22 protein-coding genes are annotated in these 24,337 nt (G+C 72.7%); 13 read left to right on the forward strand and 9 right to left on the reverse strand.

Annotation, left to right across the window (positions count from 1 at the left end):
- The first annotated feature begins 55 nt into the window (after positions 1-55).
- Positions 56-835 carry a class I SAM-dependent methyltransferase gene (locus tag ACGF5T_RS19705; protein ID WP_361011581.1) on the forward strand — a complete coding sequence of 260 codons (780 nt, stop codon included), beginning with the start codon at positions 56-58 and terminating at the stop codon, positions 833-835.
- Here the strand turns inward: ACGF5T_RS19705 and ACGF5T_RS19710 are convergent.
- Positions 824-2,023 carry a bifunctional adenosylcobinamide kinase/adenosylcobinamide-phosphate guanylyltransferase gene (locus ACGF5T_RS19710; RefSeq protein ID WP_366767884.1) on the reverse strand — a complete coding sequence of 400 codons (1,200 nt, stop codon included), beginning with the start codon at positions 2,021-2,023 and terminating at the stop codon, positions 824-826. The two genes, ACGF5T_RS19705 and ACGF5T_RS19710, sit on opposite strands and share 12 nt — an antisense overlap.
- Before the next feature lie 183 nt (positions 2,024-2,206).
- Here ACGF5T_RS19710 and ACGF5T_RS19715 point away from each other — a divergent pair, with 183 nt between their 5' ends.
- The gene (locus ACGF5T_RS19715; protein WP_053129646.1) at positions 2,207-2,425 is read left to right on the forward strand and encodes a hypothetical protein; all 219 of its coding nucleotides are present in this window, start codon (positions 2,207-2,209) and stop codon (positions 2,423-2,425) included.
- Positions 2,426-2,467: 42 nt separating this feature from the next.
- Here the strand turns inward: ACGF5T_RS19715 and ACGF5T_RS19720 are convergent, their stop codons facing one another.
- The 3 genes from ACGF5T_RS19720 to ACGF5T_RS19730 form a co-directional block, all read right to left on the reverse strand.
- Positions 2,468-3,535: a trypsin-like peptidase domain-containing protein gene (locus ACGF5T_RS19720; RefSeq protein WP_356610624.1), complete on the reverse strand. Its 1,068-nt coding sequence runs from the start codon at positions 3,533-3,535 to the stop codon at positions 2,468-2,470.
- Between the two features lie 528 nt (positions 3,536-4,063).
- On the reverse strand, positions 4,064-4,801 hold the full coding sequence (locus tag ACGF5T_RS19725; RefSeq protein ID WP_356610685.1) for a methyltransferase domain-containing protein: 738 nt from the start codon (positions 4,799-4,801) through the stop codon (positions 4,064-4,066).
- A gap of 83 nt (positions 4,802-4,884) precedes the next feature.
- Positions 4,885-5,523 carry a DUF3043 domain-containing protein gene (locus ACGF5T_RS19730; RefSeq protein WP_356610684.1) on the reverse strand — a complete coding sequence of 213 codons (639 nt, stop codon included), beginning with the start codon at positions 5,521-5,523 and terminating at the stop codon, positions 4,885-4,887.
- 271 nt (positions 5,524-5,794) lie between these two features.
- Here ACGF5T_RS19730 and ACGF5T_RS19735 point away from each other — a divergent pair, with 271 nt between their 5' ends.
- The 5 genes from ACGF5T_RS19735 to ACGF5T_RS19755 all read left to right on the forward strand — a co-directional run bounded on the left by ACGF5T_RS19735 (position 5,795) and on the right by ACGF5T_RS19755 (position 12,272).
- Positions 5,795-6,586, forward strand: a complete 792-nt coding sequence (locus tag ACGF5T_RS19735; protein ID WP_356610623.1) for a PspA/IM30 family protein — start codon at positions 5,795-5,797, stop codon at positions 6,584-6,586.
- Positions 6,587-6,606: 20 nt separating this feature from the next.
- A complete protein-coding gene (locus tag ACGF5T_RS19740; protein ID WP_356610622.1) occupies positions 6,607-6,891 on the forward strand; it encodes a hypothetical protein in 285 nt (94 codons plus the stop codon).
- Positions 6,892-7,039: 148 nt separating this feature from the next.
- Positions 7,040-8,284, forward strand: coding sequence for a histidine kinase (locus tag ACGF5T_RS19745; RefSeq protein WP_366767885.1), 1,245 nt, complete (start codon positions 7,040-7,042; stop codon positions 8,282-8,284).
- Positions 8,281-8,964 (forward strand): response regulator transcription factor, encoded by a 684-nt coding sequence (locus tag ACGF5T_RS19750; RefSeq protein WP_356610620.1) that lies wholly within the window; start codon positions 8,281-8,283, stop codon positions 8,962-8,964. The genes ACGF5T_RS19745 and ACGF5T_RS19750 overlap by 4 nt, the downstream gene beginning before the upstream one ends.
- A 188-nt stretch (positions 8,965-9,152) precedes the next feature.
- Positions 9,153-12,272 (forward strand): efflux RND transporter permease subunit, encoded by a 3,120-nt coding sequence (locus ACGF5T_RS19755; protein WP_366767886.1) that lies wholly within the window; start codon positions 9,153-9,155, stop codon positions 12,270-12,272.
- A gap of 90 nt (positions 12,273-12,362) precedes the next feature.
- Here the strand turns inward: ACGF5T_RS19755 and nadA are convergent, their stop codons facing one another.
- Positions 12,363-13,547: a quinolinate synthase NadA gene (gene nadA / locus ACGF5T_RS19760; protein ID WP_366767887.1), complete on the reverse strand. Its 1,185-nt coding sequence runs from the start codon at positions 13,545-13,547 to the stop codon at positions 12,363-12,365.
- Positions 13,548-13,812: 265 nt separating this feature from the next.
- Here nadA and ACGF5T_RS19765 point away from each other — a divergent pair, with 265 nt between their 5' ends.
- Entirely contained in the window at positions 13,813-14,169 is a 357-nt protein-coding gene (locus tag ACGF5T_RS19765) for an iron-sulfur cluster assembly accessory protein (RefSeq protein WP_053129615.1), read from the forward strand.
- Positions 14,170-14,263: 94 nt separating this feature from the next.
- On the opposite strand, the gene ACGF5T_RS19770 is transcribed toward ACGF5T_RS19765, so the two are convergent.
- Together ACGF5T_RS19770 and ACGF5T_RS19775 are read right to left on the reverse strand one after the other, a co-directional pair.
- The gene (locus ACGF5T_RS19770; protein WP_366767888.1) at positions 14,264-15,778 is read right to left on the reverse strand and encodes a hypothetical protein; all 1,515 of its coding nucleotides are present in this window, start codon (positions 15,776-15,778) and stop codon (positions 14,264-14,266) included.
- 94 nt (positions 15,779-15,872) lie between these two features.
- The gene (locus ACGF5T_RS19775) at positions 15,873-16,082 is read right to left on the reverse strand and encodes a hypothetical protein (protein ID WP_356610616.1); all 210 of its coding nucleotides are present in this window, start codon (positions 16,080-16,082) and stop codon (positions 15,873-15,875) included.
- Between the two features lie 135 nt (positions 16,083-16,217).
- On the opposite strand from ACGF5T_RS19775, the gene ACGF5T_RS19780 reads away from it, so the two are divergent.
- Positions 16,218-17,192: a carbohydrate kinase family protein gene (locus tag ACGF5T_RS19780; RefSeq protein ID WP_361011597.1), complete on the forward strand. Its 975-nt coding sequence runs from the start codon at positions 16,218-16,220 to the stop codon at positions 17,190-17,192.
- A gap of 423 nt (positions 17,193-17,615) precedes the next feature.
- On the opposite strand, the gene ACGF5T_RS19785 is transcribed toward ACGF5T_RS19780, so the two are convergent.
- Positions 17,616-18,998, reverse strand: coding sequence for an aminotransferase class V-fold PLP-dependent enzyme (locus tag ACGF5T_RS19785; RefSeq protein WP_366767889.1), 1,383 nt, complete (start codon positions 18,996-18,998; stop codon positions 17,616-17,618).
- A gap of 300 nt (positions 18,999-19,298) precedes the next feature.
- On the opposite strand from ACGF5T_RS19785, the gene coxB reads away from it, so the two are divergent.
- From coxB to ACGF5T_RS19805, 4 genes are all read left to right on the forward strand, one after another.
- The gene (coxB, locus tag ACGF5T_RS19790; protein WP_053129593.1) at positions 19,299-20,258 is read left to right on the forward strand and encodes a cytochrome c oxidase subunit II; all 960 of its coding nucleotides are present in this window, start codon (positions 19,299-19,301) and stop codon (positions 20,256-20,258) included.
- Positions 20,255-21,988: a cytochrome c oxidase subunit I gene (gene ctaD, locus ACGF5T_RS19795; protein WP_356610613.1), complete on the forward strand. Its 1,734-nt coding sequence runs from the start codon at positions 20,255-20,257 to the stop codon at positions 21,986-21,988. Before coxB ends, ctaD begins: the two co-directional genes overlap by 4 nt.
- Positions 21,985-22,383 carry a cytochrome c oxidase subunit 4 gene (locus ACGF5T_RS19800; RefSeq protein ID WP_356610612.1) on the forward strand — a complete coding sequence of 133 codons (399 nt, stop codon included), beginning with the start codon at positions 21,985-21,987 and terminating at the stop codon, positions 22,381-22,383. The genes ctaD and ACGF5T_RS19800 overlap by 4 nt, the downstream gene beginning before the upstream one ends.
- A 130-nt stretch (positions 22,384-22,513) precedes the next feature.
- Positions 22,514-23,791 carry an Ig-like domain-containing protein gene (locus ACGF5T_RS19805; RefSeq protein WP_361011605.1) on the forward strand — a complete coding sequence of 426 codons (1,278 nt, stop codon included), beginning with the start codon at positions 22,514-22,516 and terminating at the stop codon, positions 23,789-23,791.
- A gap of 70 nt (positions 23,792-23,861) precedes the next feature.
- On the opposite strand, the gene ACGF5T_RS19810 is transcribed toward ACGF5T_RS19805, so the two are convergent.
- Positions 23,862-24,263, reverse strand: coding sequence for a hypothetical protein (locus ACGF5T_RS19810; protein ID WP_356610610.1), 402 nt, complete (start codon positions 24,261-24,263; stop codon positions 23,862-23,864).
- Between the last annotated feature and the right edge of the window lie 74 nt (positions 24,264-24,337).

Consider the following 24,337-nt stretch of genomic DNA (forward strand, 5'->3'; position numbering starts at 1 on the left):
TACGTAACGTTTTGCGTGGTTTGTCGTACGTCCCCTCTCGCGTCGGGAGTCGCCCGTGTCCGCACCCCCCGCCCCCTCGACGCCGCCCCCCGTGCCCCTGGTGCCTCCCGTGCCGCGGTACGGGCCGCACCGCGGGGACTGCCCCTGGTGCGGCTCGCGGCGGCTGCGCACCCGCGGCGCGGACCCGCGGCGGTCCGCGCCTCCTCCGGGCCGGTCCGCGCCTCCTCCCGGCCGGTCCGTCCTCGTCCGGTGCCGGGACTGCCGGCACACCTTCCACAACCCCGCGCGCGCGGACGGCCCGCCGGACCACCCGCTGGTCCGGGCCGGCGTACGGCTGCGCCACGGCCTGGCCGCCAGGGCGCTGCTGCGCCACTGCCCCGAGCCGGAGAGCTGGCTCGACGTGGGCACCGGCGACGCCGACTTCCCGCACACCGCGCGCGCCCACTTCCCGTACACGTCCTTCGACGGCCTGGACCCCACCCACCGCGTCCTGCGCGCCCGCGCGGTCGAGCGGGTCGAGGAGGCCTTCGTCGGCCGCCTCACCGACCCGCACATCGCGGCCCGGCTGCGGGCCCGCTACGACGTGGTGAGCCTCTTCCAGCAGCTGGAACGCGTCCCCGACCCGCGCGCCGAACTGCGCGCCGCCCTGCACGCGCTGCGCCCCGGCGGCCACCTGCTCGTCGACGTGGCGGACCCGCGCCGGCTGCTCGCCCTCCCGCCCGGTGCCCCGCACCCGGCGGACCTCCGCGCCGAACTGGCGGCCCGGGGCTGCACGGTGCTCACCGGCGCCCGGAGCCACCGGGTCGTCGCGCGCAAGGACGCCTCAGCCCCGTAGCACCAGCGCCTGGCCCGCCACCACCAGCAGTACCTGCTCGCACTCGGCGGCGAAGGCCGCGTTCAGGCGCCCGAGTTCGTCCCGGTAGCGGCGTCCCGACGCGGTGGCCGGGACGATCCCCGAGCCGACCTCGTTCGACACCGCGACGACCGTGCGCCGGGTGGCGCGGACCGCCTCCGTCAGCTCGTGCACCCGGTCCCTGAGGGCCCGCTGGCCGCCGTCGGCCCACTCCGCGTCGTCCCACGCCCCGACGGCGTCCATCGCGTCCGTCAGCCACAGGGACAGGCAGTCGACGAGCAGTGCCGGACCCTCGTCCTTCAGCAGCGGCACCAGGTCGCACGTCTCGGCGGTCCGCCAGGACCCCGGGCGCCGCTCGCGGTGCGCGCAGACCCGGGACGCCCACTCGGTGTCGCCGGCCCGGGAACCCCCGGTGGCCACGTAGAGCACGTCCGGGAAGGCCTCCAGGCGCCGTTCCGCCTCCACCGACTTCCCCGACCGGGCGCCGCCCAGGACCAGGGTGCGCCGCGGCACGTCGGGCACGTCCTCGTAGGCGCCCACCGCCAGCGTCGTCCCGTCCGGCACGGCCCGCGCCCCGGCCGCCGCGAGCCGCCGCTCCAACTCCCGGCCCGGCGGCACGTCGTGGCCCAGGTGGACGGCGACCACGTCCGTCGTCGGTCCCGCGGCGCCCACCGCCCGCAGCCGGGCCAGCGCGTCCGGCCGCCCCACGACGTCCGCGAGGACCATGTCGTAGGACTCGGGGGACTCCTCCAGACCGGCCGGCGCGCCACCCGGCGGCAGGTACAGCAGCCGCTGCCCGTCGGGGCCGGTCACGGCGTACCCGGTACCCGGCGAGTCCATCGCCACCGCCCGCACCCGGTGCCCGGTGAGCAGCGCCAGCTCCCGCCCGTCGGGCACCCGCCCCGGCTGCGGCAGTCCCGCCGGCACCTCCACGGCGGGCCCGTCGTGCGGGTGCGACAGCAGCACCTGCCGCACGCCGGTCAGGGAGTGCCCGGCGCGCGCGGCGGCGAACGCGGCGCCCGGCGTCAGGTCGAGCAGCATCGCCCCGTCCACCAGCAGCGCGGTCGCCGCGCGCGCGTTCTCGCCCTGCGCCGCGGCACACGCCGCGCAGGGACAGTCGGGGCGGGGCAGTCCCGCGGGGGCACCGGTGCCGAGCAGAGTCACGTCCACGCACCGATCTTCCCCGGTGACCCGGCGACGTGCGCGCCCGAGACCCCCCCTGCGGCGCGCCTGCGCCGCGGAGCGTGTTCCGGGGTCGTCCACGGCACGCCCGGCCGAGCGCATAGGCTGCGGGCGGAGGCCGGACCAAGATCCGGCTTCCGCTCTGCATGTGCTCACATCTTGGAGGCGTACATGGCGGCATGGACGTGGCGGTTCGAGACGGCCGGCGGGACGGAGGTCCAGCCCGCGGTGCAGCCCGAGGAGTTCACCACCCAGGGGGACGCCGAGTCCTGGATCGGTGAGTACTGGAAGGACCTCAAGGAGGGCGGCACCGACCAGGTCCGGCTGTTCGAGGACTCCACCGAGATCTACGGCCCGATGAGCCTGCACGCGGAGGACGCCGAGGCCTGACGGGCCGGCGGGGCCCGCCCGACCGGGCCGGCCCCGCTCCCGTCACTGCTCGCCCAGCGTCACCTCGGCGGTGCGCTCGTCGCCGTCGCGGGTGTACGTCACCTCCACCCGGTCGCCCGGTCGCAGCGACGCCAGCGCCTCGGCCAGCGAGGTGAGCGTGGTGACGTCCGTGTCGCCGAGCCGGACGATCACGTCACCGGGACGCAGTCCCGCCTCGTCGGCCGCCCCGCCGTCACTCACCTCGACGACGGCGACGCCCGCGGGCCGGTTGCCGTCGTCGACGACCGTACGGGCGGTGACACCGAGCGCGGCCCGGCCCGAGTCGGTGACCCGGCCGTCCGCGACGATCTGGTCGGCGACCGTCCGCACCATCGACGCCGGGATCGCGAACCCGATGCCGGGCGCCGCGCCGTCGCCGAGGCCCGGGTCGGTGGCGGCGAGCGTCGGGATACCGACGACCTGGCCGTCGAGGTTCACCAGGGCACCACCGCTGTTGCCCGGATTGATGGCGGCGGACGTCTGCACCATGTTGCCGATGGTCGCGCCCGTACCGCCGTCGGCACGCCCCTCGGTGACGGTCCGCCCGGTCCCCGACACGATCCCCTGCGTCACGCTGGAGGACAGGCCGAGCGGTGAGCCCATCGCCAGCACGATCTGCCCGGCCTCGACCTTCGCGGAGTCCCCGAAGCGGGCCGCCCTGACGCCGTCGGGCACCCGGTCCAGCTTGATGACGGCGAGGTCCTGCTCGGGGTAGGAGGAGACCAGCTCGGCGGTGAGGGTGTCCTCGGTCCGCGCGGTCGTCACCCGGAAGGACCGGTTCTCCCCGACGACGTGCGCGTTCGTGACGACGTGCCCCTTGCCGTCGTACACGACCCCGGAGCCCAGGGAGTCGCCCGCCTGGATCTGCACGACCGACGGGAGCACGTCGTTGATCACCCGCTGGTAGTCGCTCTGCAGGGCGTTGGCCGCGCGGGGCGCGGCGGCCTGCGCCGTGTCGCCCTCGCCGGCACCGGCGCCCGGACCGGAGCAGCCGGCGGCGAACAGCAGGGAGCAGGCCACCGCGGCGGCCGGGCCGAACGGCCGCGGCGCGCGGGTACGGGAAGCGTCCATGCCCCCGAGTCTCACCGCGCGCCGGAACACCGGCCCCCGGTGAACACCCGAACGGGCGCGGGGCCGCGGGGCCGCGAGGAGGAACGCCGGGCCGCGGTGGACTCCGCCGGGCCACGCTGGAGACCGTCGGCGCCACGGGGGCCGTGGGGGCGCTTACGGGGGTCTGCGGGGCCGCGGTGGACTCCGCCGGGCCACGCTGGAGACCGTGGGGACGCCACGGGGCCGTGGGGGCGCTTACGGGGGTCTGCGGGGCCGCGGTGGACTCCGCCGGGCCACGCTGGAGACCGTGGGACGCCACGGGGCCGTGGGGGCGCTCACGGGGGTCTGCGGGGCCGCGGTGGACTCCGCCGGGCCACGCTTGAGTCCGTCGGGCGCCACGGGGGCCGCGGGGCCGCTCACGGAGGTCTGCGGGGCCGCTACCGAGCCGCGGGGGCTACGGGGATCGTCGGGCCACCACGGCCGCCGGGCCACCACGGGGATCGTCGGGCCCGCCGCGGAGGCCGTCGGCCCGCACGGGGGCCGTCGGCCCTAGCCCCGCACCCCGCACAGGTGCAGCAGTGCCGCCACCCCGCGGTACGGGTCGGTCCGGCCCGCCCGGTCCTCGACGGCCAGCAGCGCGTCGAGGTCGTCCGGGACCGGGGCGTCGTCGGGTGCCGTGTCCGTGAAGACCCGGACGCCGTACCAGGTGTGCAGCGGGGCGCCGATGCCCGCGAGCTTCGCCGTCAGCGTCGCCAGCCGGTCCGCGCGGACGCCGGGACGGGTCCGGGCGGGCGCCGCTCCGTCCGACTCGCTGCGGGACCGGGGCAGCAGGTGGGTGGTGTCGAAGGCGGCCAGTGCGCCCGCCCACTCGCCGTCCAGGCCGGGGCGCATGGCGAGCGCGTCGCCGTTGCGCACCAGGAGCGACAGCAGGCCGCCCGGGGCGAGCATCCGGGCCAGTCCCGCAAGCAGCGGGTCGGGCTCCTCGACGTACATGAGCACGCCGTGGCACAGCACCACGTCGAAGCTGCCCGGCAGGAAGTGCACGCCGGTGTCCCGGCCGTCACCCTCGACGATCCGCATCCGCTCCCGGATGCCCTCGGGCTGACCGGCCAGGGCCTCGCGGGCCGCGGCGATCAGCACGGCGTCCCGCTCCAGGCCGGTCACCTGGTGACCGGCCCGCGCCAGCCGCAGCGACTGGGCGCCCCGGCCCATGCCGACGTCGAGCACCCGCAGCCGCTTGCCGACCGGGAAGCGCCCGGCTATCTGCTCGTCCAGGTGCCGGGCCACCAGCTCCTGCCGTACGACGTCCCGCAGACCGCCCAGTGAGCCGAGCCAGGCGTCGGCGGCGCCGCCGGCCAACGGCGTCGTGCTCAGGGCCGCTCCCCGCGCTTGACCTGAGGCTTCGGCAGCCGGAGCCGGCGCATCTGGAGGGAGCGCATCAGCGCGTAGGCGACCGCGCCGCGCTTGCGGTCGTCGGGGAAGCGCTCGGCGAGCCGCTTCTTCAGCCGGAAGCCGGTGACGATCGAGTCCAGCACGATCAGCACGATCACGACCAGCCACAGCAGCAGCGCGACGTTCTGCAGCGAGGCCACGCGGATCATGCTCAGTACGAGGATGACCACCGCCATCGGCAGGAAGTACTCCGCGATGTTGAACCGCGAGTCGACGAAGTCGCGCGCGAACTTGCGGACCGGGCCCTTGTCGCGGGCCGGCAGGTACCGCTCGTCACCCTTGGCCAGGGCTTCGCGCTGCCGCGCCATGGCGGTCCGGCGCTCCTCGCGCTGGCGCTTGGCGGCGTCCTTGCGCGTCATCGGCGTTTGGGCGACGCTGCGGCGCTGGGACTGGGCCGCACTGCGCTTGGGCGTCGGCCTGCCCTTCGGGGCCTGCGGGTCGCGGGGCTGATTGGAGTCGGTCACCGGCGCGCTGACGGCGCTCTGGGCCTTCTCATCCTTGGCACGGCTACGGAACACAAAACCCAAGGGTACGGGGTGCACGGGCGTGGACCCCAGCCCGGTGGGGAACGATCCGGCAACGCCGGTCGTCCATAAGGGGGACAGACGGGACGTTGCGTACCGCCCCGGACACCGGCCATCGGGGGCGACCCCGGGGAGCACCTACTCCCTACGCCGGACCGGGAGGGCACGCAGTCGTCCTTGGGGATGAGCGCATCCGTCCCCGAACAGTGCGGTAATGGATGCAGGGCCCGTACTGTGGGTCCTGTCGCAGGTGCTGGAGCCGGAGTCGGTCAGAAGGGGGCGCGCGAAGCCCATGAGCGGTGTCATGAAGCGTATGGGGATGATCTTCCGCGCGAAGGCCAACAAGGCCCTTGACCGGGCCGAGGACCCGCGCGAGACCCTCGATTACTCGTACCAGAAACAGCTGGAGCTGCTGCAGAAGGTGCGCCGCGGCGTCGCCGACGTGGCGACCAGCCGCAAGCGCCTGGAGCTCCAGCTCAACCAGCTCCAGTCCCAGTCGTCCAAGCTGGAGGACCAGGGCCGCAAGGCGCTGGCGCTGGGCCGGGAGGACCTCGCCCGCGAGGCGCTCTCCCGGCGCGCCGCGCTCCAGCAGCAGGTCACCGACCTGGAGACGCAGCACGCCACCCTCCAGGGCGAGGAGGAGAAGCTCACCCTCGCGGCCCAGCGCCTCCAGGCCAAGGTGGACGCCTTCCGTACGAAGAAGGAGACCATCAAGGCCACGTACACCGCCGCCCAGGCGCAGACCCGCATCGGTGAGGCGTTCTCCGGCATCTCCGAGGAGATGGGCGACGTGGGCCTCGCCATCCAGCGTGCCGAGGACAAGACCGCCCAGCTCCAGGCCCGGGCCGGCGCCATCGACGAACTGCTCGCCTCCGGCGCCCTCGACGACCAGTCCGGCATGCACAAGGACGACATCCAGGCCGAGCTGGACCGGCTCTCCGGTGGTACGGATGTAGAGCTGGAGCTGCAGCGGATGAAGGCCGAGCTGGCCGGCGGCCCCACCTCCGACCGGCAGGCCCTGGAGGGCGGTCAGGGACAGGGGCAGCAGCAGTCCCAGCAGCAGCCGCAGGACACCCCGCGCTTCGACAAGCAGTAGGGCACGCCTAGGAGGGCGACATGATCGTACGGATCATGGGGGAGGGCCAGCTGACGCTGGCCGACGGCCGACTCGCCGAGCTGGACAAGCTGGACGACGAGCTGATGGCCGAGATGGAGACCGGCGACGGCCCCGGTTTCCGCGCGACCCTCCAGGCCCTCCTGGCCAAGGTCCGCGAACTGGGCGAGCCGCTCCCGGACGACACCCTGGAGCCGTCCGACCTCATCCTCCCGTCGCCTGACGCGACGCTGGAGGAGGTCCGGGAGCTGCTGAGCGACGACGGTCTCATCCCGGGCGGCGCGTGACGGCCGACCTCCACCGTCGGCCCGTCCGGCGTCCGGGCGCGAGGTCGTCGCGGCCGAGGCGGGGACCCGGGGGCGGAGGCCCCCGGCAGCGCGCCCCGCATCCGGCCCCGCCCGTGGGCCGCGCCCACTGCGGCTACCGTGAACAGCCGTGAGCACCCTCGCCCGCGCCCGCTGCACTCTCGGCGCCCATCCCCTGGCACTGGACGCCGCCCTCGCCGCGGCCGTCCTGCTGTGCATGGTCGCCGGCTCCTTCGTGGACCCGCACGGCCCCGAGGGCGTCACCTGGGGCCTGCGGACCCCCGACGTGCTGAGCCTGGCCCTCATGGCCGTCGGCGCCACCGCGCTCGTCTTCCGCCGGCGTGCTCCGCTGGTGGTCCTCGCGGTCACCGGCTGCGTCTCCGTCGTCGAGAGCGTCACCGGCGACCCCCGCGCCCCGGTCGTCATGTCCACCGTGGTCGCCCTCTACACCGTCGCCGCCTCCACCGACCGCCCCACCACCTGGCGGGCCGGCCTGCTCACCATGACGGTGCTCACCGGCGCCGCCATGCTGGCCGGGCCCCTGCCCTGGTACGCCCAGGAGAACCTCGCCGTCTTCGCCTGGACCGGCATCGGCGCCAGCGCCGGGGACGCGGTGCGCAGCCGGCGCGCCTTCGTGCAGGCCATCCGGGACCGGGCCGAGAAGGCCGAGCGCACCCGCGAGGAGGAGGCCCGCCGCCGCGTCGCCGAGGAGCGGCTGCGCATCGCCCGGGACCTGCACGACGTCGTCGCCCACCACATCGCGCTGGTCAACGTCCAGGCCGGGGTCGCCGCGCACGTCATGGACAAGCGGCCCGACCAGGCCAAGGAGGCCCTCGCCCACGTACGGGCGGCCAGCCGCTCGGCACTGGACGAGCTGCGGGCGACCGTGGGCCTGCTGCGTCAGTCGGGCGACCCCAAGGCACCGACCGAGCCCGCGCCCGGCCTGGACCGCCTCGACGAACTGGTCGCCACCTTCCACCACGCCGGGCTGCACGTCGAGGTGGCCCGCGCGGACCAGGGCACCGACCTGCCCGCCGCGGTCGACCTGGCCGCCTACCGGATCATCCAGGAGGCGCTCACCAACGTGCAGAAGCACGCGGGGACGCGGGCGAAGGCCGAGGTCAGCGTCGTGCGGGTGGGGCCTGACATCGAGGTCACCGTGATCGACGACGGCGCCCCGGGCGTGCCCGGCGCCCCGGGCGCTCCGGCGGGGACCGGCGCCGACGGCGGCGGACACGGCCTGCTCGGCATGCGCGAGCGCGTCGCCGCCGTGGGCGGCACCCTCACCACCGGTCCCCGCTACGGGGGCGGTTTCCGGGTCCATGCGATCCTGCCGGTCAGACACCGCACCGATGCCGCGGAGGACCCCGTATGACGATCCGTGTCCTGCTCGCCGACGACCAGGCGCTGCTGCGCAGCGCCTTCCGGGTGCTGGTCGACTCCGAGCCCGACATGGAGGTGGTGGGGGAGGCGTCCGACGGTGCCCAGGCGGCACGGATGGCCGCCGAGGAGCGGGCCGACGTGGTGCTGATGGACATCCGGATGCCCGGTACGGACGGCCTCGCCGCCACCCGCATGATCAGCGCCGATCCCTCCCTCGCCCACGTCCGCGTGGTCATACTGACCACCTTCGAGGTCGACGACTACGTGGTGCAGTCGCTGCGCGCCGGTGCCTCCGGCTTCCTCGGCAAGGGGTCCGAGCCCGAGGAACTGCTCAGCGCGATCCGGGTCGCGGCCGGCGGCGAGGCGCTGCTGTCCCCGGCCGCCACCAAGGGGCTGATCGCCCGCTTCCTGGCCCAGGAGGGCACGGCGGGCGAGGAGCGCGACCCCGCCCGGGCCGAGCGCCTGGAGACGCTGACCGTGCGCGAGCGCGAGGTGTTGGTCCAGGTCGCCGGCGGACTCTCCAACGACGAGATCGCCGAGCGGCTGGAGGTCAGCCCGCTCACGGTGAAGACGCACGTCAACCGGGCCATGTCCAAGCTGGGCGCCCGCGACCGGGCCCAGCTCGTCGTCATCGCGTACGAGTCCGGGCTGGTACGTCCGAGGGTGGAGTGACCCCGACCCGGGTGTACTGCGGCCGGAGTATGCGCGGGATAAGGAAATGGACCTGGGGCTTAGGGAACCGGGGCCGTTCATGGCCCAGGGTGTTGGGGTGGGCGGTCACCCGTGAGCCGGTGGCGCCCGCGTCCGGCGCTCACATGTGCTCCGTCCCCCGCTCGGCCACAGAAGAGAGACCCTGACCCATGTCCTGGCTGTCGAGATTCAGCCTCGCGCAACGGGCCCTGATAGGCCTGATGTCGATCGTCGCGCTCGTCTTCGGCGCGATCGCCATCCCCCAGCTCAAGCAGCAGCTGCTGCCCACCATCGAACTGCCCATGGTGTCCGTGCTGGCGCCCTACCAGGGTGCCTCGCCGGACGTGGTCGAGAAGCAGGTCGTCGAGCCGATCGAGGACAGCCTCGAAGCCGTCGACGGGATCTCCGGCATCACCGCGACGGCCAGTGAGGGCAACGCCGTCATCATGGCGTCCTTCGACTACGGCAACGGCACCCAGCAGCTCGTCGCCGACGTCCAGCAGGCCGTCAACCGGGCCCGCGCGCAGCTCCCGGACGACGTCGACCCGCAGGTCATCTCCGGCTCGACGGACGACATCCCCACCGTCGTCCTCGCCGTCACCTCCGACAAGGACCAGCAGGCGCTGGCCGACCAGCTCGACAAGACGGTCGTCGCCGAGCTGAAGGACATCGACGGCGTCGCCCAGGTCGTGGTCGACGGCGTGCGGGACCTCCAGGTCACCGTCGTCCCGGACCCGGCGAAGCTGGCCGAGGCCGGCGTGGCCCCGCAGGTCCTCGCCCAGTCCCTCCAGGCCGGCGGCGCGACCGTCCCCGCGGGCTCCTTCGACGAGGGCGGCGCCAACCGCACCGTCCAGGTCGGCGGCGGCTTCACCTCGCTGCGGCAGATCCAGGACCTCATGGTCACCGGCGAGGGCGTCGACGAGCCCGTCCGCCTCGGTGACGTGGCCACCGTCAAGGAGGAGGAGGCCAAGGCCGACTCCCTCACCCGCACCAACGGCGAGCCGAGCCTCTCCGTCGCCGTCACGATGGACCACGACGGCAGCGCGGTGGCGATCTCGAACGCCGTCGAGGACAAGCTTCCCGACCTGCGCGAGCAGCTCGGCTCCGGCGCGACGCTCACCGTCGTCAGCGACCAGGGCCCGGCGGTCTCCAAGGCCATTGAGGGCCTGACCACCGAGGGCGCCCTCGGCCTGCTCTTCGCCGTCCTGATCATCCTGGTCTTCCTGGCGTCGATCCGCTCCACCCTGGTCACCGCGGTCTCCATCCCGCTGTCGGTGGTGCTGGCGCTGATCGTCCTGTGGACGCGCGACCTGTCGCTGAACATGCTGACGCTGGGCGCGCTGACCATCGCCATCGGCCGGGTCGTCGACGACTCGATCGTGGTCCTGGAGAACATCAAGCGGCACCTCGGCTACGGCGAGGAGCGCCAGGAGGCCATCCTCAAGGCCGTCCGCGAGGTCGCCGGAGCGGTCACCTCCTCGACGCTGACCACGGTCGCCGTGTTCCTGCCGATCGGCCTGGTCGGCGGCATGGTCGGCGAGCTGTTCGGCTCCTTCAGCCTCACCGTCACCGCCGCGCTGCTGGCCTCCCTGCTGGTGTCGCTGACGGTCGTCCCGGTGCTGTCGTACTGGTTCCTGCGTCCGCCCAAGGGCACGCCCGAGGACGCGGCCGAGGCCCGCCGGCTGGCCGAGGAGAAGGAGGCGAAGAGCCGCCTCCAGCGCCTCTACGTCCCCGTGCTGCGCTTCGCCACCCGCCGCCGCCTGACCAGCCTGGCCATCGCGGTCGTCGTCCTGCTCGGCACGTTCGGCATGGCGCCGCTGCTGAAGACCAACTTCTTCGACCAGGGCGACCAGAAGGTCCTCAGCATCAAGCAGGAGCTGAAGCCCGGCACCAGCCTGAGCGCGACGGACGAGCAGGCGGAGAAGGTCGAGAAGCTGCTCGGCGACACCGAGGGTGTGAAGGACTTCCAGGTCACCATCGGCTCGTCCGGTTTCATGGCCGCCTTCGGCGGCGGCACGGACACCAACCAGGCCTCGTACCAGCTGATGCTGGAGGACTCGGCCGACGCCGAGGCCGTCCAGGACCACATCGAGGACGGGCTCGCGAAGCTCGACGGCATCGGCACCACCACCGTCGCCGCCGGTGACGGCTTCGGCAGCCAGGACCTCAGCGTCGTCGTCAAGGCGGCCGACGCGCAGGTGCTCCGCGAGGCCGCCGAGAAGGTCCGCGGGACCGTCGCCGGTCTCGACGACGTCACCGACGTCACCAGCGACCTGGCGCAGAGCGTGCCGCGCATCTCGGTCAAGGCCAACGCGAAGGCGGCCGGGGCCGGCTTCAGCGACCAGACGCTCGGCGCGGCCGTCGCCCAGGCGGTACGCGGCACCCCGGCCGCCAAGGCGGTCCTCGACGACACCGAGCGCGACGTCGTCATCAGGTCGGCCCAGCCGGCCACCACCATCGCCCAGCTCAGGGCCCTGAACCTGGGCCCGGCGAAGCTCGGCGACATCGCCACCGTGCGGCTGGTGGACGGCCCGGTGTCCATGACCCGCATCGACGGGCAGCGGGCGGCGACCATCACGGCCAAGCCGACCGGTGACAACACCGGCGCGGTGGGCACGGAACTCCAGTCGAAGATCAACGGGCTGGAGCTGCCGGCCGGTGCCACGGCCGAGATCGGCGGCGTCACCGCCGACCAGGACGAGGCGTTCGTCAACCTGGGCCTGGCCATGCTCGCCGCGATCGCGATCGTGTTCATGCTGCTGGTCGGCACCTTCCGGTCGCTGGCCCAGCCGCTGATCCTGCTGGTGTCCATCCCGTTCGCCGCGACCGGCGCGATCGGCCTGCTGCTGGCCACGGGCACCCCGATGGGCGTCCCGGCGATGATCGGCATGCTGATGCTGATCGGCATCGTGGTCACCAACGCGATCGTGCTGATCGACCTGATCAACCAGTACCGCAAGCAGGGCTACGGCGTCGTCGAGGCGGTGATCGAGGGTGGCCGGCACCGTCTGCGCCCGATCCTCATGACGGCCCTGGCGACGATCTTCGCCCTGCTCCCGATGGCACTGGGCGTCACCGGCGAGGGCGGCTTCATCGCCCAGCCGCTGGCGGTGGTGGTGATCGGCGGTCTGATCACCTCGACCCTGCTGACGCTGCTGCTGGTCCCGACGCTCTACGCGATGCTGGAGCTGCGCAAGGAGCGCCGCGCGAAGAAGCGCGCGGCGAAGAAGGGCGGCGCCGTACCGCCGCAGGCCGCGGCCTCGGACGAGCCGGAGCCCGCGCAGGTCTGAGCGACCGGAACGGAACGGGGAGGGGCCCCGCCCGCCACCGCGAGGTGGTGGTGCGGGGCCTCTCCCCGTTCCGTCCTCGGACGCCCGCTGCTACGGCAGGGCGAGCATCCGCTCCAGCGCCAGCTTCGCGAAGGCCTCGGTCTCCTTGTCGACCTCGATGCGGTTGACGAGCGTGCCCTCGGCGAGCGACTCCAGCGCCCACACCAGGTGCGGCAGGTCGATGCGGTTCATGGTCGAGCAGAAGCAGACCGTCTTGTCGAGGAAGACGATCTCCTTGCCCTCGGGAGCGAAACGGTTCGCCAGGCGGCGGACCAGGTTCAGCTCCGTGCCGATGGCCCACTTGGAACCGGCCGGGGCCGCCTCCAGCGTCTTGATGATGTACTCGGTCGAGCCGACGTGGTCCGCCGCCGCGACGACCTCGTGCCGGCACTCGGGGTGCACCAGGACGTTCACGCCCGGGATGCGCTCGCGTACGTCGTTCACCGAGTCGAGGCTGAAGCGGCCGTGCACCGAGCAGTGGCCCCGCCACAGGATCATCTTCGCGGCGCGCAGTTCCTCGGTGGTCAGCCCGCCGTTCGGCTTGTGCGGGTTGTAGAGGACGCAGTCCTCCAGGGACATCCCCATGTCCCGCACCGCGGTGTTGCGGCCCAGGTGCTGGTCGGGCAGGAACAGCACCTTCTCGCCCTGCTCGAAGGCCCAGTCCAGGGCCCGCTTCGCGTTGGACGACGTGCAGATGGTGCCGCCGTGCTTGCCCGTGAACGCCTTGATGTCCGCGGACGAGTTCATGTACGAGACGGGCACGACCTGCTCGGCGATCCCGGCCTCGGTCAGCACGTCCCAGCACTCGGCGACCTGCTCGGCGGTGGCCATGTCGGCCATGGAGCAGCCGGCCGCCAGGTCGGGCAGGACCACCTTCTGGTCCTCGGTGGTGAGGATGTCGGCCGACTCCGCCATGAAGTGCACACCGCAGAAGACGATGTACTCGGCCTCCGGGCGCGCGGCGGCGTCCTTGGCCAGCTTGAAGGAGTCACCCGTGACGTCGGCGAACTGGATGACCTCGTCGCGCTGGTAGTGGTGGCCGAGCACGAAGACCTTGTCCCCGAGCTTCTCCTTGGCCGCGCGGGCGCGCGCCACCAGGTCCGGGTCGGAGGGCGAGGGGAGGTCGCCGGGGCACTCCACGCCGCGCTCGCTCCTCGGGTCGGCCTCGCGGCCGAGCAGCAGCAGGGCGAGCGGCGACGGCTGTACGTCGAGCTCCTGGGTCTGGGCGGTGGTCACGACACGCACCCTTTCTTCTTTTCGTCGAACTGACGCTATCTATCATAACCGGTTCACGTCAGTTTGACGATGGCCATTGTGTCGGTGTGACGTGAATCCCGGTGCCCGAGCCGCCGTCCACAGGCGCTGTCCGCTCCCCGGGGCGTGTGCGAGCATGAAGGGAAGGCCGAGGAACGAGAATCGGGACCGACCCCGGAATGAATCCGCGGCCCCGCCGGTTGGAACCGTCGGCAAGCAGTCTCCGTACAACCCGGGAGAGATGTAGATGTCCGTATCGGACGAGACCACCACCGTCACCGACGGCATCATCCTGACCGACGCCGCCGCGGCCAAGGTCAAGGCCCTGCTCGACCAGGAAGGCCGCGAGGACCTGGCGCTGCGCGTCGCCGTCCAGCCCGGTGGCTGCTCCGGCCTGCGCTACCAGCTCTTCTTCGACGAGCGCTCGCTCGACGGCGACGTGGTGAAGGACTTCGACGGCGTCAAGGTCACCACCGACCGCATGAGCGCCCCGTACCTGGGCGGCGCCACCATCGACTTCGTGGACACGATCGAGAAGCAGGGCTTCACGATCGACAACCCGAACGCGACGGGTTCCTGCGCCTGCGGCGACTCCTTCAGCTGAGCCGCGCGGCCGAGCGCCACAGTCGTACACAGGGCGGCGGCCCGGGGATCCACCCCGGGCCGCCGCCCTGTCGGTTGTGCCCGGCGCGTCCGCGTCACCGGTTCCCGGACGGGGCCGGCAGCCGCGCGCCCGGCTTGTGCGCCGGGATCTTCTCGCCGTCGGGGCCCACGACCGCCCGGTCGCCGAGCGGCTCGTCGAGCGGCACCGTCCGCTCGTACTCCTTCGCGACGAGGATGCAGACCTTCTCGGGGTGCGGTGTCTCGGTCACCGTGACCGTCACCTTCCCCGCGCTCTCCTTCGCCCTCGCCTCGTAGTCGGAGCAGACCCCGCCCGTGAAGTGCACGGTCAGCTCCCCGCCCGCGGAGGTGTAGCCCTCGGCCCGCACCTCCCGCGGCTTCGACGGTGCCGAGGTCGGCCCGTCGGAGGGGGACGGGGAGGGCGCGTCGGGAGCGGTGGTGGCCAGGTACTTCGGGTCGACCGCCGGATAGGTGACCGTGACGGCGTCCGGCGCGCCCGGCGCCCGCACCTCGAACAGCCAGGACGGCACCAGCGTCTGCCGCCCCCGCACCGGATGGGCGGCCAGCCCGAACACCGCGTCCTCGACCGTGACCGTCCGCTTCCCGGGCTCCTCCGGGGTGCCCGTCGGCATCGCGCACGGCGCGTCCGCGCGGTCCTGATGCGGTACGGGGCTCGCGCAGCCGCCGATGCCGGCCCCCGTGCCGCCACCCGGCGCGTTCAGCAGCGCCAGCGTCTGCGCGGCGCCCAGGACCGGGTACGTGTCGCCCTTGACCGGCGCCGACACCTGGCCGCTGCCGCCGACCACCTCGCCCCGCGCGTCGACGACCACGCCGGTCGTCCAGCCGTACGTGGGCAGCCCGCCGACCTCGGGCTCGGCGTTGACGGCCCGGCGGGCGCCCATGACCTGCCCCGCGTCCAGTTTGGCGTCGTCCTGCCCCAGCGCCTTGAGTACCGGAGCCGCCGCCTTCTTCGCGGCCGCCTCGTCGAGCGGGCTCCCGTCGGCGGACGGCGTCTTGCACGCCGGGCCCTTCCCGCAGTCGTCGGTGCCGGGGGCGTAGCGGTGGAACGTCCAGGTGCCCGGCGCCCGCCGGTCCACCGTGAGCAGCGGTCCCGAACCGTCCCCGGCGGTGCCGGCCTTCCAGGTCTCACCCTGGACGCGCGGCGCGCCCTCGACCCCGAGCGCCTCGGCCAGCCGGGCCACCTCCGCCTCGCCGACCTCGCCCTTCGCCCGGTACACGGGCGCCGAGCCGGGCCCCTCGGGGAGCGAGCCGTCGGCCCGGTAGGTGACGCCGCGGGGGTCGGGTTCGCCGGGCGCGATGCCGTTCGCGCCGCCCTGGGAGGGGGCGCCGTACCCGTCCAGGGCGAGCGGCGGGGGAGTGTCGTCGCCGGACGCCCCGGACGCCGTACCGCCGTTCGGGTCATCACCGGAGGCGGACGCGGCCAGATAGGCCCCGCCCGTCCCGACCAGCAGCACGGCCGCGGCGACCGACGCGACCGCGACCGCCCGGGGGCGCCGCGCGGGGCGCCCGGTGCCGGCCTCGCCCGCGGGGGCGGCGGTGGCGTCGTCGTGGTCGGGTCGCTCGGTGTTCACCGCATCGCTCCTTCGGCTGTTACTGGGGACAGCGATGGGACGCGGTGGGGAGGGATCCGGTTCCCGGCGACGCCACGCGCCACCCGGACGGCCCTCAGTCGCCGTAGTCGGACATCGCGTCGAGCAGCTTCGCCGACGTCTGGGGCACCCGCACGCCGTGGATCAGCGAGACGGGGACGGGTCGGGTCGACACGTGTGCCGGAATCTCCCAGCGCGGGGCCATGCGGGCGCAGTCGCCGCGCAGCGACGCCAGGTCGCCGTCCAGGTCGGCCGGGGCGGGGTCGGCGGTCCTCGAGTTCGTCATAACAGAACCGTAGGCACGTCCGGGACCGCGAAGAAAGTTGTACTACCGGGTAGTTTTGCCTGCTTCGGGTCGGCGGGACTCCCGGGTAGCGTGAACTGTCAACCCGCCCTCCCCTTACAGGAGAGAGTCCACGCCGTGCGCATCGCAGTCACCGGCTCCATCGCCACCGACCACCTCATGACCTTCCCCGGCCGCTTCTCCGACCAGCTCGTCGCGGACCAGTTGCACACGGTCTCGCTCTCCTTCCTGGTCGACCAGCTCGACGTGCGCCGGGGCGGGGTCGGCGCGAACATCGCCTTCGGGATGGGACAGCTCGGCACCCGGCCGATCCTGGTCGGCGCCGCCGGCTCGGACTTCGACGAGTACCGGGCCTGGCTGGACCGGCACGGCGTCGACACCGACTCGGTGCGCATCTCCGAGACGCTGCACACCGCCCGTTTCGTGTGCACCACCGACGCCGACCACAACCAGATCGGCTCCTTCTACACCGGCGCCATGAGCGAGGCCCGCCTCATCGAGCTGAAGACCGTCGCCGACCGCGTGGGCGGCCTCGACCTGGTCTCCGTCGGCGCCGACGACCCGGAGGCGATGCTCCGGCACACCGAGGAGTGCCGGGCGCGCTCCATCCCCTTCGCCGCCGACTTCTCCCAGCAGATCGCCCGGATGAACGGCGACGAGATCCGGATACTGCTGGACGGGGCGACCTACCTCTTCTCCAACGAGTACGAGAAGGGGCTGATCGAGACCAAGACCGGCTGGAGCGACGAGGAGATCCTCGGCCGCGTCGGCCACCGCGTCACCACCCTCGGCGCGCGGGGCGTGCGCATCGAGCGGGCCGGCGAGGAGACCATCGAGGTCGGCGTCCCGGACGAGGAGCGCAAGGCCGACCCGACCGGCGTGGGCGACGCCTTCCGCGCGGGCTTCCTGTCGGGGCTGGCCTGGGGGGTCTCGCTGGAGCGGGCCGCGCAGGTCGGCTGCATGCTCGCCACCCTGGTCATCGAGACGGTGGGCACCCAGGAGTACCAGCTGCGGCGGGGCCACTTCATGGAGCGGTTCACCAAGGCGTACGGCGACGAGGCGGCCACCGAGGTCCAGGCACACCTGGGCTGACCGGGCCCACGGGGCTCAGCCGCAGCGGGGCACGGCTCCGGGCCCACGGGGCTCAGCCGCAGCGGGGCACGGCTCCGGGCCCACGGGGCTCAGCCGCAGCGGGGCACGGCTCCGGGCTCGCGGGGCTCAGCCGCAGCGGGGCACAGCTCCGGGCTCACGGGGCTCAGCCGTGCCGGGGCACGGCTCCGGGCCCACGCGGCTCAGCGGTTCCGGCCCCCCGGGGCTCATCCGTGCCGGGGCACGGCTCCGGGCTCGCGGGGCTCAGCGTTCCCCCCCCCGGGGCTCAGCCGTACCGGGGCACGGCTCCGGGCCCGCGCGGCTCAGCGGTTCCAGCCCTCCCCGGGGGGCTCAGCCGCACCGGGGCACCGCTCGCGGCCCACGCGGCTCAGCCGCAGCGGGACCGGCCCCGAGCCCTCGGGCGGCTCAGCCGGTGCGGCGGACCACGTAGGCCGTTCCCACCGCCGCCGGCTCCTCGCCCACGTACTCCTGGCCCCGCATCTCGCACCACGCCGGGATGTCCAGCCGGGCGGCCGCGTCGTCGGACAGGACGCGGACCGTGCCGCCGACGGGCACGTCGCCGATGACCTTGGCGAGTTCGATCACCGGGACGGGGCAGCGCCGCCCGATCGCGTCCACCACGAGGTCGTCCCCCGTCCGGGGGGCGGCCTCCGGGGCCACCGGCGCCCCCAGCTTCTCCCGCACCGCGGCCACCGTGCCCGGCAGCACCTCGAGGAACCGCTCGACGTCATCGGCCGCGGTCCCCGGCGGCAGCGACACCCGGACGTTGCCCTCCGTGAGCACCCCCATCGCCTTCAGGACGTGACTGGGCGTCAGGGTGCTGCTGGTGCAGGACGACCCGGAGGAGACCGAGAAACCCGCGCGGTCCAGCTCGTGCAGCAGTGTCTCCCCGTCGACATAGAGACACGAGAAGGTGACGAGGCCGGGCAGTCGGCGCGCCGGGTCACCGACCACCTCCACGTCCGGCACCAGGGCCGGCACCCGGGCCCGGATCCGCTCCGTCAACTCCCGGAGCCGGGCCGCCTCCTCGGCCGCCTCGGCCCGCACCGCCCGCAGCGAGGCCGCCGCGGCGACGATCGCCGGGAGGTTCTCGAAACCGGGCGCCCGGCCCGACTCGCGCTCGTCCGCCGGAGCCCCGGGCGCGAACCGGGTGCCCTTGCGCACGACGAGCAGCCCGACCCCCGACGGCCCGCCCCACTTGTGGGCGCTCGCCGCGAGCAGCGACCAGTCGCCCTCGACGCGCCCCCACCCCAGCGACTGGGCCGCGTCCACCAGCAACGGCACGCCGGCCGCCCGGCAGGCCTCTGCCACCTCCGCCACCGGCTGCTCCGTGCCCACCTCGTGGTTGGCCGACTGGAGGCAGGCCAGGGCGGTGTCGGCGCGCAGCGCCCCCGCGTACGCCGCCGGGTCGACCGCCCCCGTCCGCCCCACCGGTACCTGGGTGACCGCCCCACCGCCGGCCTCGTGCGCCTCGGCGGCATGCAGTACGGAGGAGTGTTCGACGGCGGACACGATGAGGTGATTCCCGGTCCGGCGCCGCCCGGCCAACGCCCCGGCGACCCCCGAATGCACCGCCCGCGTCCCCGAAGGAGTGAACACCAACTCGTCCGCCCGGCACCCCACGGCCTCCGCGGCCGCCTCCCGGGCGGCGTCGAGCAGCAACCGGGCCCGGCGCCCCTCCCGGTAGAGCCGGGCGGGGTCGGCCCACCCCTCGTCGAGGGAGGCCAACAGCGCCTGCCGGGCGACGGGATGAAGAGGAACGGCGGAAGCAGCGTCGAAGTAGGCCACAGACCCACGCTATGACGTCCGGCGCGCGAACGCCCCTGAGGGGTGGGGGAGCCCCGCGACCGGTCACGACGCGCCGCGAACCGCCACGTCACCCCCGGTTCGGGCCTCCCGCGGGCGCCCCGTCCCACCCTTTCAGGGTGCCCCCCGGCGCGTATGCCACCCTCCCCGCGACCCCCCGGAGGGCGTCGGCTAGGGTTTGGTCCGCATAAACATCAAACCCCTGCCCGACGCAGGGCGGCGACCGACCAGCGAGAAGGCCGCAGCCGAACAGCGCGGGCGAGACTCTCGGGAAGGCGCTACGTGAGTCCCAACGGCTCCGACCGCTCGCCGCGGCGCCCGATGCGGCGGAAGCTGCTGCAGGCACTGACCGCGGGCCTGGTCCTGGCGACCGCCACCGGTTGCACATACGAGGACTTCCCCCGCCTCGGCATGCCCACCCCCACCACGGAAGAGGCTCCGCGGATCCTCTCCCTGTGGCAGGGCTCCTGGGCAGCCGCGCTGGCCACCGGCGTGCTGGTGTGGGGCCTGATCCTGTGGAGTTGCTTCTTCCACCGGCGCACCCGCACCAAGGTCGAGGTACCTCCGCAGAACAGGTACAACCTGCCCATCGAGGCGCTCTACACCATCGTTCCGCTCGTCATCGTCTCGGTGCTGTTCTACTTCACCGCCCGTGACGAGTCCGAGCTCCTGACCCTGAAGAAGAAGCCCGACGTCACGGTCAACGTGGTCGGCTTCCAGTGGAGCTGGTGCTTCAACTACGTCGAGAACGTCGACGGGTCCACCGGCGACGCCAAGACCTCCAAGGAACTGGCCGGCATCCCGGACCGGTACAAGGAGGACTTCCCGGCGAACGCCGGCGGCACCTTCGACTGCGGTGTCCCGAGCACGCGGAACCCGCAGACCAACAACCCGGGTCCGACCCTCTGGCTCCCCAAGGGCAAGACGGTCCGCTTCGTCCTCACCTCGCGTGACGTCATCCACTCCTTCTGGGTGGTGCCGTTCCTCATGAAGCAGGACGTCATCCCGGGCCACACCAACGCCTTCGAGGTCACCCCCAACAAGGAGGGCACCTTCATGGGCAAGTGCGCCGAGCTGTGCGGCGTGGACCACTCCCGGATGCTGTTCAACGTGAAGGTCGTCTCTCCGGAGCGCTACGAGCAGCACCTGAACGACCTCGTGAAGAAGGGGCAGACCGGTTACGTCCCCGCCGGCATCGAGCAGGCGGGCCACGAGAAGAACCGGGAGTCGAACATCCTGTGAGCATCCTCAACGAACCCCAGGGTGCCGCGGCAGGGTCCCACTATGAGGACGAGCTGCCGGTCCGGCGCCAGAGGCGTGGCGAGATCGTGGTCAAGTGGCTGACGACCACCGACCACAAGACGATCGGCACGCTGTACCTGGCCACGTCGTTCGCGTTCTTCGTGATCGGCGGCGTGATGGCGCTCTTCATGCGCGCCGAGCTGGCCCGGCCGGGTCTGCAGATCATGTCGAACGAGCAGTTCAACCAGGCGTTCACGATGCACGGCACGATCATGCTGCTGATGTTCGCGACGCCGCTGTTCGCCGGCTTCGCGAACTGGATCATGCCGCTGCAGATCGGCGCGCCGGACGTGGCGTTCCCGCGGCTGAACATGTTCGCCTACTGGCTGTACCTGTTCGGCTCGACGATCGCGGTGGGCGGCTTCCTCACCCCGCAGGGTGCGGCCGACTTCGGCTGGTTCGCCTACTCGCCGCTGTCCGACGCGGTGCACTCGCCCGGCATCGGCGGTGACCTGTGGATCATGGGTCTGGCCTTCTCCGGCTTCGGCACCATCCTCGGCTCGGTCAACTTCATCACCACGATCATCTGCATGCGCGCGCCGGGCATGACCATGTTCCGCATGCCGATCTTCACCTGGAACGTGCTGCTGACCGGTGTGCTGGTCCTGCTCGCCTTCCCGGTGCTGGCCGCGGCCCTGTTCGCGCTGGAGGCGGACCGCAAGTTCGGCGCCCACATCTTCGACTCGGCCAACGGCGGAGCGTTGCTGTGGCAGCACCTCTTCTGGTTCTTCGGGCACCCAGAGGTGTACATCATCGCGCTGCCGTTCTTCGGCATCGTCAGTGAGATCATCCCGGTCTTCTCCCGGAAGCCGATCTTCGGCTACATGGGCCTGATCGCGGCGACGATCGCGATCGCCGGTCTGTCGGTGACGGTGTGGGCGCACCACATGTACGTCACGGGCGGCGTGCTGTTGCCGTTCTTCTCCTTCATGACCTTCCTGATCGCGGTACCGACCGGTGTGAAGTTCTTCAACTGGATCGGCACCATGTGGAAGGGATCACTCAGCTTCGAGACCCCGATGCTGTGGTCCACCGGCTTCCTGATCACCTTCCTCTTCGGTGGTCTGACCGGTGTCATCCTGGCCTCGCCGCCGCTGGACTTCCACGTCTCGGACTCGTACTTCGTGGTGGCGCACTTCCACTACGTGGTGTTCGGCACCGTGGTGTTCGCGATGTTCGCCGGCTTCCACTTCTGGTGGCCGAAGTTCACCGGCAAGCTGCTGGACGAGCGCCTGGGCAAGATCACCTTCTGGACGCTGTTCATCGGCTTCCACGGCACGTTCCTCGTCCAGCACTGGCTGGGCGCCGAGGGCATGCCGCGCCGGTACGCCGACTACCTGGCGGCCGACGGCTTCACGGCCCTGAACACGATCTCGACGATCAGCTCGTTCCTGCTCGGCATGTCGATACTGCCGTTCTTCTACAACATCTGGAAGACGGCCAAGTACGGCAAGCCGGTCAACGTGGACGACCCGTGGGGCTACGGCCGTTCGCTGGAGTGGGCGACCTCCTGCCCGCCGCCGCGGCACAACTTCCTCACCCTGCCGCGCATCCGCAGTGAATCCCCCGCCTTCGACCTGCACCACCCGGAGGTCTCGGCGATCGACCAGCTCGAGAACGTCGGTCACGGTGAGAAGACCCTCGCCGGCGGCAAGGAGGCCGGCAAGTGAAGATCCAGGGACAGCTCTTCATCTGGCTGAGCGTCTTCATCCTGGCCGTCGCGATCGTCTACGGCTACTGGTCGATGGAGCCGGCCGGCACCACGGCCCTCTTCCTGGCCTTCGGCCTGGCCCTCATGATCGGCTTCTACCTGGCCTTCACGGCCAAGCGGGTCGACGCCGGGGCCCAGGACAACAAGGAAGCGGACGTCGCGGACGAGGCCGGCGAGGTCGGCTTCTTCAGCCCGCACAGCTGGCAGCCGCTGGCGCTCGGGCTCGGTGGCGCGCTCGCCTTCCTGGGCGTGGCCGTCGGCTGGTGGATCATGTACTTCTCCGCGCCGGTCATCCTCGTGGGCCTGTTCGGATGGGTCTTCGAGTACTACCGCGGTGAGAACCGCACCCAGTAGCACACGTCGGACGCCGAGGGGCCCGGACACTCCGTCAGGAGCGTCCGGGCCCCTTCGTCTGCCGCACCCGCCCTCACTCGTCCGGGTTACCCGCCGTGCCGCCCTTGACGTCGCTCCCTAGCGTGAGGTCATGAGCAACACGGTTCACTTCCAGGCGCGGGGGCGTACGGTCGTCGGCTGCACCCTGCTGGTGATCGCCCTCGGCGCGAGCGTCACCGCCTGCACCGGCGACGACGACAACCCGCTGACGGCCGCGCCGTACGACGCGGCCGGCCAGATCTCCTTCAACGGCCCCACGGACGCCGGGAAGAAGGCCGACCCCGACAAACCCCTGGAGGTCGTCGCGGAGGGCGCCGACGGCCGCATCACGGACGTCACGGCCGTGGACGCGGCGGGCCGCTACGTGGCGGGCGAACTCTCCGCCGACGGGGCCCGCTGGCACAGCACCTCCCCGCTGGCCGCCGCCGCCCGCTACACCGTGCGGGTCAGCACCGAGGACGGCGACGGCGCGCCCGGCCGCAAGGTCCTCACGTTCGAGACCGGACGGCCCAGCGCCAAGAAGACCCTGGACGTCGCCTTCGGCCCCGAGGCGGGCGCGTACGGCGTCGGACAGCCCCTCACGGCGGAACTGAACCAGCCGGTCCGGGACAAAGCCCAGCGGGCCATAGTGGAGCGCGCCCTGAAGGTGCGGTCCACCCCCGCCGTGGAGGGCGCCTGGCACTGGGTGGACGACAAGAAGCTCCACTACCGGCCCAGGGAGTACTGGCCCGCCCACGCCACGATCGAGGTCAGCAGCGCCCTCGAGGGCATCAAGATCGGCGACCGCATGTGGGGCGGCGCCGCCAAGCCCCTGCGGATCACCACGGAGGACCACGTGGTGGCCGTCACCGACGCCGCCACGCACACGCTGACGCTGTTCCAGGACGGGCGGGAGGTCAGGCAGATCCCCGTCACCACCGGAAAGCCCGGCTTCGAGACCCGCAACGGCGTCAAGGTCGTCCTGGGCAAGGAACCCTTCGTACGCATGCGCAGCAGCACCGTCGGCATCGCCGAGGGCTCCTCGGAGTCGTACGACCTGCCGGTGTACTTCGCCACCCGGGTCACCTGGAGCGGCGAGTACGTGCACGCGGCCCCCTGGTCCGTCGGCTCCCAGGGCTCCGCCAACGTCAGCCACGGCTGCGTCGGGATGAGCACCGCCAACGCGGAGTGGTTCTTCGGCGCCGTCCAGGAGGGGGACCTCGTCGAGGTGGTCAACTCCGGCGGCGAGACGATGGAGTCCTTCGGCAACGGCTTCGGCGACTGGAACCTGGACTGGAACAGGTGGCGCACGGGAAGCGCCCTGACGGGCGGCGCGCCGGAGGCCGGCGGTACGGCCGAGCAGGCCCGGCTGCGCCCGCAGGGCGTGTGAGGACGTCCCCGGGGCCGGTGCACGCCGCACCGGCCCCGGGCAACCCCTGGCCCGGGCCCCGCACGCGTCCCTAGACGCCCTGCAGCCTCTTCTGCCGCAGCAGTGAGGCCAGCGCGCCCGCGAACTCGACGGGCTCCACCGGGAGCGTCACAGCCGCCTCGGCGCGGCTCCACGTCGCCAGCCACGCGTCCTGCGGCCGGGCGATGAGCAGCAGCACCGGAGGACAGTGGAAGACCTCGTCCTTGATCTGCCGGCACAGCCCCATGCCGCCCATGGGAACGGCCTCGCCGTCCAGGACGCAGACGTCGATGCCGCCCTTGTCCAGCTCCTTGATCACGGCGGCCGGGGTGGCGCACTCCACGAACTCGACCACGGGCACGTCCGGAGCCGGCCGGCGGCCGGTCGCCAGCCGCACCTGCTCGCGGGTGTTGGAGTCGTCGCTGTAGACCAGCACCGTGGCGGTCGCCTGCATGCTTCCTCCGATACGCGGTGAAGACCGATGAAGCCCGTTGAGGACTGTCGTAGCCCGTGCGCCGGATGCTACTC

The organism is Streptomyces sp. NPDC047853 (assembly GCF_043204535.1).
In the GTDB taxonomy this organism is placed as follows: Bacteria; Actinomycetota; Actinomycetes; order Streptomycetales; family Streptomycetaceae; genus Streptomyces.